The following is an 11,549-nucleotide window of genomic DNA, read 5'->3' as shown; positions in this document are numbered from 1 at the left end:
GGAGTGATTCATGAGTTCCAACAACCCGCAAACCCGCGAATGGCAAGCCCTCAGCAGTGATCATCACCTGGCGCCGTTCAGCGATTTCAAGCAGTTGAAAGAGAAAGGCCCGCGCATCATCACCAACGCCAAGGGCGTTTACCTCTGGGACAGCGAAGGCAACAAGATCCTCGACGGCATGGCCGGGCTCTGGTGTGTCGCCATTGGTTATGGTCGTGAAGAACTGGCGGACGCGGCCAGCAAGCAGATGCGCGAGCTGCCTTACTACAACCTGTTCTTCCAGACCGCTCACCCGCCGGCACTGCAGTTGGCGAAGGCCATTTCCGACATCGCCCCCGAGGGCATGAACCACGTGTTCTTCACCGGTTCCGGCTCAGAAGGCAACGACACGGTGCTGCGCCTGGTTCGCCATTACTGGGCGATCAAAGGCCAGCCGAGCAAGAAAGTCATCATCAGCCGCGTCAACGGCTACCACGGTTCGACCGTCGCTGGCGCGAGCCTGGGCGGCATGACCTACATGCACGAACAGGGCGATTTGCCGATTCCGGGCATCGTGCACATTCCGCAGCCTTACTGGTTCGGTGAAGGCGGTGACATGACGCCCGACGAGTTCGGCGTCTGGGCGGCTGAACAACTGGAGAAGAAGATTCTCGAACTGGGTGTAGACAACGTCGGCGCGTTCATCGCCGAGCCGATTCAGGGCGCCGGCGGCGTTATCGTTCCGCCCGACACCTACTGGCCGAAGATCAAAGAGATCCTCGCCAAATACGACATCCTATTTGTGGCCGACGAAGTGATCTGTGGCTTTGGCCGCACCGGGGAATGGTTCGGCAGCGACTTCTACGACCTCAAGCCGGATTTGATGACCATCGCAAAGGGCCTGACTTCGGGTTACATCCCCATGGGTGGCGTCATCGTGCGCGACGACGTGGTCAAGGTGTTGAACGAGGGCGGCGACTTCAACCACGGTTTCACCTACTCCGGTCACCCGGTGGCGGCGGCAGTGGGCCTGGAGAACATTCGCATTCTGAGTGAAGAAAAGATCGTCGAACGGGTGAAGTCCGAAACGGCACCCTATTTGCAAAAGCGTCTGCGCGAGCTGAGCGATCACCCGTTGGTGGGTGAAGTGCGGGGCGTCGGCATGCTGGGCGCAATCGAACTGGTGAAAGACAAGGCCACTCGCGAGCGTTATGTCGGCAAAGGCGCAGGCATGATTTGCCGCACTTTTTGCTTCAATAACGGCCTGATCATGCGGGCCGTGGGCGACACCATGATTATCTCGCCGCCGCTGGTGATTACCTTCGCCGAGATCGACGAGTTGATCGAAAAGGCGCGCAAGTGCCTGGACCTGACGCTTGAGTCATTGCAAGGCTGAATTTTTTTCCGGAAATTGCCAGACTGTCCGCCGTCTAGACGCCGCTTACATAAAAACACTGGAGCCGTACGCATGAAGAAATTTGGCAAAACCCTCCTGGCCTTGTCCCTCATGGGCGCAGTGGCCGCCGCTGCACACGCCGATGACAAAGTTCTCCACGTCTATAACTGGTCCGATTACATCGCACCGAACACCATCGCCGACTTCGAAAAAGAGTCGGGCATCAAAGTGGTGTACGACGTGTTCGACAGCAACGAGACCCTGGAAGCCAAGCTGCTGGCCGGTAAATCGGGCTACGACGTCGTCGTTCCGTCGAACAACTTCCTGGCCAAGCAGATCAAGGCCGGCGTCTACCAGGAGCTGGACAAGTCCAAGCTGCCAAATTATAAAAACCTCGACCCTGCCTTGTTGAAAGCCGTGTCCATCAGCGACCCGGACAACAAGCACGCGTTCCCGTACATGTGGGGCTCGATCGGCATCGGCTACAACGCTGAAAAAGTCAAAGCCGCTTTGGGCGCTGATGCTCCGGTCAACTCGTGGGACCTGCTGTTCAAGCCGGAAAACGCTGCCAAGCTGAAAGGCTGCGGGATCAGCTTCCTCGACTCGCCGACCGAAATGCTGCCAGTGGCGCTGCATTATCTGGGCCTGCCGACCGACAGCCAGAAGAAGGAAGACATCCAGAAGGCCGAGGATCTGTTCAAGAAGATTCGTCCTTCGATCACCTACTTCCACTCGTCCAAGTACATCTCGGACCTGGCCAACGGCAACATCTGCGTAGCCGTGGGTTACTCGGGTGACGTCTACCAGGCCAAGGCGCGCGCTGAAGAAGCGGGCGGCAAGGTCAAAGTCAGCTACAACATTCCGAAAGAAGGTGCAGGCAGCTTCTACGACATGGTCGCCATCCCTAAAGATGCCGAAAACGTCGAAGGCGCTTACAAGTTCATGAACTTCATCCTGCAACCGAAGGTGATGGCCGAAATCACCAACTCCGTTCACTTCCCGAACGGCAACAAGGCAGCAACCGAGTTCGTCGACAAGGACATCACCTCTGATCCAGGCGTCTATCCGCCGGCAGACGTGCTGGCCAAGTTGTATGCGATCGCCGACTTGCCAGCGGCGACTCAGCGTTTGATGACCCGCAGCTGGACCAACATCAAATCGGGTAAATAAGCCTGACCGGGTGGGGCAAGTGCCCCACCCAAACTGTGGGAGTGAGCTTGCTCGCGAATGCGGTCTGCCTGAGCCGGATGCATGACTGACACACCGCAATCGCGAGCAAGCTCACTCCTACAGGTTTTGCGTCACCCGTCATGACACCCGCGTCACAAAAAGTTTTTTTGCGAGAAGGGTTTATCGAAGGTAAGTTGCGCGCCGGATGGGTCACAGGCAGTCGTTACTGTCATCGGTACGGGCAACAGGCCCACCTACTAAAAAAGGACTGCACACGTGTCTATTTCTTTATTTTCAAAAGGCTTGCTGCTCGGCGCCGGACTCACGCTCGCGGCCGGTGCCTACGCGGATTCCACCGTTCGCATTTATAACTGGTCCGATTACATCGGCACCACAACGCTGGAGGACTTCACGTCCACCACCGGCATCAAGACCAAGTACGACGTCTTCGACTCCAACGAAACCCTGGAAGGCAAGCTGCTGGCCGGCCACACCGGTTATGACGTAGTCGTGCCGTCCAACCACTTCCTGGGCAAGCAGATCAAGGCGGGGGCGTTTCAGAAGCTCGACAAATCACAGCTGCCGAATTACTCCAACCTCGACCCCGAACTGCTCAAGCGCCTGGAAAAGAACGACCCGGGCAACCAGTACGCCGTGCCGTATCTTTGGGGCACCAACGGCATCGGCTACAACGTCGACAAGATCAAGGAAGTGCTGGGCGTCGACACCATCGACTCCTGGGCCACGCTGTTCGAGCCCGAGAACATCAAGAAGCTGCAGAAGTGCGGCGTCGCGTTCCTCGACTCGGCTGACGAGATGCTGCCTGCAGTCCTTAACTACATGGGCAAAAACCCGAATAGCACCGACGAGAAAGACTACAAAGCCGCTGAAGCCAAGCTGCTCAAAGTCCGCCCGTACGTGACCTATTTCAACTCGTCCAAATACATCACTGACCTGGCCAACGGCGACATCTGCATCGCAGCCGGTTTCTCCGGTGACGTCTTCCAGGCCAAGGCCCGTGCCGCAGAAGCCGGTAAGGGCGTCAACATCGCCTACTCGATCCCGAAAGAGGGTGGCAACCTGTGGTTCGACATGCTCGCCATCCCTTCGGATGCGCCGGACGTGAAGGCCGCGCACGCGTTCATCAACTACATCCTCAAGCCTGACGTAATCGCCAAGGTCAGTGACCAGGTGGGTTATGCCAACCCGAACCCGGCTTCGGGCGAGCTGATGGATCAGGAAATTCGCAACGACGAGGCGGTTTACCCTTCGAAGGAGATACAGGAGCGCCTGTACGTCAACTCCGAGCTGCCGCCGAAGATCCAGCGCGTCATGACGCGCAGCTGGACGAAGATCAAAACCGGTAAATAAAGACCTTGGCGCCCGACCCCATTGGCCGGGCGCAAAAACAGTTGGGAGTTTCACCCATGGCAGTTGCCTCCGGCGCCTACAAGAAATCCCTTGAGGGTGGTCAGCAACCGAAACAGGTGCTGGTCAAAATCGATCGGGTCACGAAAAAGTTCGATGAGACGATTGCTGTGGACGACGTGTCTCTGCAGATCAACAAGGGTGAAATCTTTGCCCTGCTCGGCGGCTCCGGCTCGGGTAAATCCACCCTGCTGCGCATGCTTGCCGGCTTCGAGCGCCCGACCGAAGGGCGCATTTACCTCGACGGCGTCGACATCACCGACATGCCGCCGTACGAACGTCCGATCAACATGATGTTCCAGTCCTATGCGCTGTTTCCGCACATGACCGTGGCGGACAACATCGCTTTTGGCCTCAAGCAGGACAAGCTGCCCAAGGCCGAAGTCGAGGCCCGCGTGGCCGAGATGCTCAAGCTGGTGCAGATGACCCAGTACGCCAAGCGCAAACCGCACCAATTGTCCGGCGGTCAGCGGCAGCGTGTGGCGCTGGCACGTTCGCTGGCGAAGAAGCCGAAGCTGCTGCTGCTCGACGAACCCATGGGCGCACTGGATAAAAAGCTGCGTTCGCAGATGCAACTGGAGCTGGTGGAAATCATCGAGCGCGTCGGCGTGACCTGCGTGATGGTGACCCACGACCAGGAAGAGGCCATGACCATGGCCGAGCGCATCGCGATCATGCACTTAGGCTGGATCGCGCAGATCGGCAGCCCGATCGATATCTACGAAACCCCGACTAGCCGCCTGGTGTGCGAGTTCATCGGCAACGTCAACCTGTTCGACGGCGAAGTCATCGAAGACATGGAAGGCCACGCGCTGATCAGCAGCCCTGAGCTGGAACGCAAAATCTATGTCGGCCACGGCGTTACCACGTCGGTGGAAGACAAGCGGATTACCTACGCGCTGCGTCCTGAAAAGCTGCTGGTGACCACCGAACAGCCGACGTTCGAGCACAACTGGTCGCGGGGCAAGGTTCACGACATCGCCTACCTGGGCGGTCACTCGGTGTTCTACGTGAAACTGCCGTCGGGCAAGTTGGTGCAGTCGTTTGTCGCCAACGCCGAACGTCAGGGCACACGACCGACCTGGGACGATGAAGTCTTCGTCTGGTGGGAAGACGACAGCGGCGTGGTATTGCGCTCATGAAAATCCGAAAAATAAAACGGGCTTTCAATCGAATAAAACCCACCGGGCGCCAGGCCGTTATTGGCGTGCCGTTCCTGTGGCTGTTCCTGTTTTTCGCGCTGCCGTTTCTGATCGTCATCAAGATCAGCTTCGCTGAAGCAGACGTGGCGATTCCGCCGTATACCGAGATCTTCACCTACGTCGAGCAGAAGCTCGACATCGTGCTCAACTTCGCCAACTACGCCCTGCTGACCAGTGACGATCTGTACATCTCGGCGTATCTGGGCTCGTTGAAGATGGCGTTCATCAGCACCGTGCTGTGCTTGTTGATCGGCTATCCGATGGCCTATGGCATCTCCATCGCCCGCAAAGAAATGCAGACGGTGCTGTTGCTGCTGATCATGATGCCGACCTGGACTGCGATCCTGATCCGCGTGTACGCGTGGATGGGCATCCTCAGCAACAACGGTCTGCTCAACGCGTTTCTGATGTGGTTGGGCGTGATCAGCGAGCCATTGCAGATCCTCAACACCAACCTCGCGGTGTACATCGGCGTGGTCTATTCGTATCTGCCGTTCATGATCCTGCCGCTGTACGCGAATCTGGTGAAGCACGATCAGAGCCTGCTGGAAGCCGCATCGGACCTGGGTTCGAGCACTTTCAACAGCTTCTGGAAAATCACCGTACCGCTGTCCAAGAACGGCATCATCGCCGGCTGCATGCTGGTGTTCATTCCGGTGGTGGGCGAGTTCGTCATCCCGGAACTGCTGGGCGGCCCCGAGACGCTGATGATCGGTAAAGTGCTCTGGCAGGAATTCTTCAACAACCGTGACTGGCCGGTAGCGTCGTCGCTGGCAGTGGTCATGCTGTTGATCCTCATCGTGCCGATCATTCTGTTCAACCGCAGTCAGGCCAAAGAGCTGGAGGGCAAGGCATGAGAGGCTTCCGATTCTCGAACCTGATGTTGGTACTGGGCCTGATCTTCATCTATGCGCCCATGGTCATTCTGGTGATCTACTCGTTCAACGCCTCCAAGCTGGTAACGGTCTGGGGCGGCTGGTCGGTGAAGTGGTACGTCGGGCTGCTCGACAACACCCAACTGATGAGCGCGGTCATGCGCTCGCTGGAAATCGCGCTGTACACGTCGATTGCGGCGGTGGCGCTGGGCACCATGGCGGCATTCGTGCTGACGCGCATCACCCGGTTCAAGGGCAAGACCTTCTTCGGCGGTCTGGTCACCGCGCCTCTGGTGATGCCTGAAGTGATCACCGGCCTGTCGCTGTTGCTGCTGTTCGTGGCGATGGCGCAGTTGCTCGGCTGGCCCGAGGAGCGTGGGATCGTCACCATCTGGATCGCTCACACGACGTTCTGTGCGGCGTATGTGGCGGTGGTGGTGTCGGCGCGTCTGCGTGAGCTGGACATGTCCATCGAAGAAGCAGCAATGGACCTGGGTGCGCGGCCGTGGAAGGTGTTCTTCCTGATCACCATCCCGATGATCGCGCCATCGCTGGCGGCGGGGGCGATGATGTCCTTCGCGCTGTCGCTGGACGACCTGGTGCTGGCGAGCTTCGTCTCCGGCCCGGGGTCGACGACCCTGCCGATGGAAGTGTTCTCGGCGGTGCGCCTGGGCGTGAAGCCTGAGATCAACGCGATTGCCAGCCTGATTCTGCTGGCGGTGTCGATTGCGACCTTCCTGGTCTGGTTCTTCAGCCGCCGCGCGGAAAACAACCGCAAACGCGCCATCCAGCTAGCTATCGAAGAAGCTGCGGCAGACGGTTGGAAACAGCCGGACCTGCGTCGTGCAAAGGTGGTCGAGTCGGTTTGATAGTAGGACCGGCTTCAGCCGGGAAGAGGCCGGCGTGTGCGCTACAGATTTGCGGCGTAACGCACCACGCCTTCCCGGCTAAAGCCGGTCCCAAAGGTCGGGGCTCTAGCCGGTCTCACCGGATGCACGCGATGCTGTTAGTGGGACCGGCTTCAGCCGGGAAGAGACCGGTATGTACGCTATAGATTTGCGTTGTAACGTCCGACGCCTTCCCGGCTAAAGCCGGTCCCACAAGTTGGGGCTCCAGCTAGACCCACCGTTCATACGGTTATCGCCCCGGCACCAACCTCAACACCTCTTTGCTGTTCCCCGCCACATCTCCTTCGCTGAACCGCTCCGGCGCGTACTCGCCGTTGACGTAGCGCTGCGCCTGATCGGCGTAGTGCTTGTCGAACAGCACGCCGCTCTGGCCCACCGGGTTGATCCCCAGGGCGTGGGCCGGGTCGGCGAAATCGATGAGGCGGCGCGTCGATGGTCCGTAAGTCACCGGCCACGGCGCGGGGCCCATGCTCGCTGACAGGTTGTTCGGCACCTCATGTGTACCGGGCGCCGCGAACGGCCCGACGTTGAACAGCATGTCCAGCGGCGGTTGTTTGCCCAACGGATGTTCATGGGTCAGCGTGTGCGCCTTGCCCCAGGTCCATTCATCCGGGTTCTGCCCGTACAGCGATTTCAAATGTGAGACCGCTGCGTGCCAGGCGACCTTCACCGTGTTGTCGCGGCTCTCGGGCTCTCGAGAATGGCGATTGTTCCACCACGGCGAATCAGGGTCTGCCGCCAGTCGCGGCAGCGCCAGGTCAATGAGTCGTGTCGACAGCAGCGTCGTGAACATCCCGTCGCTGAGCTCGTCATGGAACACCTGATCGGTCAGATTGAACAGGAACTGATTGAACAGCGTCGCCCCCACCGAATCGACGGAGTACTCGCCGTTCCACGCCGCCAACCGCTCCAGCAAATCGTGCTCTTCCGGCTCACTCACCACACGGCGCAGCACCGGAATCAGCGGCGTCAGAATCTGCGCGGCGTAGTCCGTCCGCGTGCCGAGCTGCAGCGCCTTGCTGTTCTCCAGATTCCATTTCACCTTGTCGTCGCTCAACTGGTTATTCAACTGGCGACCGCGCTCGGGAAGATTGTAGTAGCCCGGAATCTCCATCCCCGTCGGCGACACCGGCTGGAAGTTCGCCGAGACGATATAACCCCGCGCCGGGTTTTCTTCCTGCGGGTTAGCAGTGAAGGGGTAGAAGCCATTCTTGTCAGCCTGCTCGGAGCTGCCGTCGAGAATGAAGTTCGGATTCACCCCCGCAGGTCGCTTTGGCAACTGCGCCGCCGCCCACCAGCCGATATCGCCGCGAGCGTTGGCGTAGACGATGTTCAGGCCCGGCGACTGAATCTTCTCGGCGGCGCTGTGCATCTTCTCCAGCGTGTCGGCGCGGTTGGCTTCGTAGAAGCCCTGCAGGATCGGGTTGTCCCACTCGAGAAACGACCACCACATCGCAATTGGCGTGTCGCTCGGCTGTTGCGCCCCATTGGCGCCCAGCGCGTCATTGACGATCGGGCCGTGGGGTGACTGCCGCAAGGTGATCGTGACGGGGGCTTGACCCTTGACGTCGATCTGCTCGGTGCGTGAGGTCATGTCCACCCAGGCGCCGTGGTACCAGACTTGGTTGGGATTATCGGGGTTGGTCTTTTCACCGATCAGGTCCAGATCGTCGTTCTGGAACATGGTCAGGCTCCAGCCGAAATCCAGATTATGGCCGAGCAGCGCGAAGGGATTGAGCGCCTGAAAATGCCCGTACAGCTCGAAACCCGGCGCGGTCAGCTGGGCTTCGTACCAGACCGCCGGCACCGAGAAACGAATGTGCGGATCACCCGCCAGCAACGGTTTGCCACTCTCGGTGCGGCTGCCGGACACCGCCCAGGCATTGCTGCCCTCGAACTGCGGCAGGCCGGCTTTCTCAAGCGCCTGCTGGCTGAGCAGCGCCAGGTCATTGAGGCCTTTCCAGTCGTTGCTCGTCAATGCAGGGGACTGGCCAAGGCCCCCTTGCGGCCGCCAGCCCATGTCGAAGACTTTCAGATACTCCGGGCCCAGTTGATCCCGCACATAGGTCATCAGCGGCTCAGTGCGAAACGCCGCCGCGAAGCTGTACGCCAGATATCCGCCGACACTGAGGGTGTCTTGCGCCGTGAACGGCCGCTCGCGAATGCCCAGCACGTCGAACTCGATCGGTTTGGGATGCGTCGCCTGATATTGATTAATGCCGTCCAGATACGCTTGAAGCGCCTTCCACGCCGGCGTGTTCTTGTCCTGGCGCGCGACATAGGAATCGGCGTGCTCGCGGATGCGCAGGCTGCGGAACAGCTTGTCGGTGTTGACCAGCTTGGGGCCGAGGACTTCAGCCAGCTCGCCGCGCGCCAGCCTGCGCAGGATTTCCATCTGGAACAGGCGGTCCTGGGCGTGGACATAGCCCAGCGCGCGGTACAAATCGTCTTGGTTGTCGGCACGAATATGCGGCACGCCGCGCTCGTCGTAACGCACGGTGACCGGGGCCTGCAGCCCTGCGAGTTTGATCTCGCCATCGCGGACCGGCTGCTTGCCGTGGATGTACCAGGCGCCCGCGCCCCCGATGAGCACCAACACTGCGACGACGACATAAAGGCTGCGTTTCATCCGGGGGCTCAAATGAGAATCGTGAAGGTTTTGCAGGCTACAGATTTGTCTCGCGACTGGGTAGACAGCCCGCTCACGGATTTAGGCCGCGTAACTTGCCACGCCGCAGCGGACAGATGACACTTCCGTGCGGCCGCTTCCCACCCACCCTCATCTGGAATTCCGATGTCTGACACGTTCGATCCCGATCACCTGCGTGCTGAGCTGTTGCCGCTAAGCGTGTCGCAAGCGCCATCTGAAGAGGCGCAGGCTTATCAGCGTTTCTACGGCCTGAACGCGCTTGGCCCGAATGGCTTGATCAGCAGCCGAATCGGACGCGTTGAAGTGGGCGGTTACGACATCGTCACGCAGCTGTGGATGCCCGAACAGCCGGTCGGCACGCTGGTGCTGATGCATGGGTTTTACGATCACATCGGCTTGTATCGTCACGTCATCGACTGGGCATTGGGGCTTGGGCTGGCGGTGATTGCCTGCGACCTGCCGGGCCATGGATTGTCCAGTGGGGCGCGGGCAAGCATTACCGACTTCGCGGAGTATCAGGCGGTGCTGGATCGGCTTTTTGTCGAAGCCGAAAGCCTCAACCTGCCGCAGCCGTGGCACCTGTGTGGGCAAAGCACCGGCGGCGCGATTGTCATCGACCACTTGCTGCATCACGGCGACGCCAGCCCGGTGCAAGGTCAGACCATCTTGCTGGCGCCGCTGGTGCGGCCGCGTGGCTGGGCCTTGTCGAAACTCAGCTATTACCTGCTGCGCGGCTTCGTCAAAGCCATCGACCGGCGCTTCAGCGAAAACTCCAACGCCCCGACCTTTCTGCCGTTCCTGCTGGCGGACCCGTTGCAGCCGCGGCGCTTGCCGACCGTCTGGGTGGGCGCGCTGGCCAAATGGATCGAGCGCATCGAACGCGCGCCCCGCAGCAGCCGCAGCCCGCTCATCGTGCAGGGCGAGTCGGACATGACCGTGGACTGGAGACATAATCTGCCAGTGCTCAAGGACAAGTTCGCCGAGCCGGAGATTTTCATGCTGCACGAAGCGCGGCATCACCTGGTGAACGAGTCACCCGAGCTGCGGGCGCGGTTTTTTGAGTTTCTGACGCAGCGGATGGGGTAGGGCTCGGAGGGCGGGTTTCCCGACTGGAGTCGATCCCACTGATGTTATTTGACAGTCTGCCCGACCGCCAATCCCGCGCGAACGGCGGCCAGTGCGGCCTTGTAATAGGCCTTGCCCTCATTGGACTCCGCGAAGGTCGCGAACTCGTCCAGCTCCCCGTCCGACAGGTCGCGGTACACGTAAAGCAGCGTGTTGTTCACGTCCTTGCCGATCTGCCCCATGAGCCGCTGACGCTGACTGTCGAGCATCACCTGGGTCGTTCCGCCGCCCATCAAGCCTGGAATCATCGAACTCAGGCTGTCGGCGGCGACGCCCGCAATCGCCATGCTGACCTCGGCGCCGGCTTCCTTGGCGGGGAGCGCGTTGGCCAGGTGGCCGATGATCAGCAGGCGGTTGTCGTCGGCCTGGATGTGCGGCAGGCCTTGGGCGTTTTTGGCCAGTTGGTCCGGGCGCGTCGCAGTGAGCTCGGCGTTGACGATCTTACGGCCCAGGGGCGACTGGAAAAACTGCAGTGCAGGGTTCGGGTCTTGCAGCGTCTGGCGCAGCATTTGCTCCCCGCGCTGATCCATCGCCTGGGGCGCGAAACGCTGATTGCTGTTGCTCACCAGGGCGTCGAACACGGCCGGTGGAAGGCTGTTGCGGTAACGCTGCTGAGCGGCTTTCAAGGCATCGACAAAATGAGCGCGTTGTTCCGGCCAGCCGGCGAGCTTGTACAGCTGATCGTGGCCGTCTGCCCAGGCGGGCAAAGTGCAGAACATCAACAGCAGGAAAAACAGACGGCGCATTAGAGACTCCTGTCGGCAGGCCGCCATTCTCGGTGGGGCAGCGGGGATTTGTCGAGTTAACACTTGCCAG

At 60.2% G+C, this 11,549-nt stretch carries 9 protein-coding genes; 7 read left to right on the top strand and 2 right to left on the bottom strand.

Going from position 1 to position 11,549, the window contains the following annotated elements; genetic code table 11:
* The first annotated feature begins 10 nt into the window (after positions 1-10).
* From ABEH28_RS06490 to ABEH28_RS06465, 6 genes are all read left to right on the top strand, one after another.
* Complete coding sequence (locus ABEH28_RS06490) at positions 11-1,375, top strand: aspartate aminotransferase family protein (protein WP_346627999.1); 1,365 nt, start codon at positions 11-13, stop codon at positions 1,373-1,375.
* Positions 1,376-1,447: 72 nt separating this feature from the next.
* Entirely contained in the window at positions 1,448-2,545 is a 1,098-nt protein-coding gene (locus ABEH28_RS06485) for a polyamine ABC transporter substrate-binding protein (protein ID WP_282365509.1), read from the top strand.
* Between the two features lie 276 nt (positions 2,546-2,821).
* Positions 2,822-3,916 carry a polyamine ABC transporter substrate-binding protein gene (locus ABEH28_RS06480; protein ID WP_192171270.1) on the top strand — a complete coding sequence of 365 codons (1,095 nt, stop codon included), beginning with the start codon at positions 2,822-2,824 and terminating at the stop codon, positions 3,914-3,916.
* A gap of 56 nt (positions 3,917-3,972) precedes the next feature.
* Positions 3,973-5,115, top strand: a complete 1,143-nt coding sequence (gene potA / locus ABEH28_RS06475) for a polyamine ABC transporter ATP-binding protein (RefSeq protein ID WP_282369842.1) — start codon at positions 3,973-3,975, stop codon at positions 5,113-5,115.
* On the top strand, positions 5,112-6,032 hold the full coding sequence (locus tag ABEH28_RS06470; protein WP_037016213.1) for an ABC transporter permease subunit: 921 nt from the start codon (positions 5,112-5,114) through the stop codon (positions 6,030-6,032). The genes potA and ABEH28_RS06470 overlap by 4 nt, the downstream gene beginning before the upstream one ends.
* Positions 6,029-6,919 (top strand): ABC transporter permease subunit, encoded by an 891-nt coding sequence (locus tag ABEH28_RS06465; RefSeq protein WP_192171268.1) that lies wholly within the window; start codon positions 6,029-6,031, stop codon positions 6,917-6,919. The genes ABEH28_RS06470 and ABEH28_RS06465 overlap by 4 nt, the downstream gene beginning before the upstream one ends.
* Positions 6,920-7,187: 268 nt before the next feature.
* Here ABEH28_RS06465 and ABEH28_RS06460 read toward each other — a convergent pair whose 3' ends face one another.
* Positions 7,188-9,587, bottom strand: coding sequence for a penicillin acylase family protein (locus ABEH28_RS06460; RefSeq protein WP_346629438.1), 2,400 nt, complete (start codon positions 9,585-9,587; stop codon positions 7,188-7,190).
* 165 nt (positions 9,588-9,752) lie between these two features.
* On the opposite strand from ABEH28_RS06460, the gene ABEH28_RS06455 reads away from it, so the two are divergent.
* A complete protein-coding gene (locus tag ABEH28_RS06455; RefSeq protein WP_346629437.1) occupies positions 9,753-10,694 on the top strand; it encodes an alpha/beta hydrolase in 942 nt (313 codons plus the stop codon).
* A 44-nt stretch (positions 10,695-10,738) separates the two neighbouring features.
* On the opposite strand, the gene ABEH28_RS06450 is transcribed toward ABEH28_RS06455, so the two are convergent.
* Entirely contained in the window at positions 10,739-11,479 is a 741-nt protein-coding gene (locus ABEH28_RS06450) for a DUF2059 domain-containing protein (protein ID WP_346629436.1), read from the bottom strand.
* Positions 11,480-11,549 lie beyond the last annotated feature (70 nt).

Origin of the sequence: Pseudomonas sp. Ps21-P2, from assembly GCF_039672565.1 — a bacterium.
Classification (GTDB): Bacteria; Pseudomonadota; Gammaproteobacteria; order Pseudomonadales; family Pseudomonadaceae; genus Aquipseudomonas.
The sequence above is the reverse complement of the archived record's forward strand: the minus strand, read 5'-3'. Positions and strand labels throughout refer to the sequence as shown.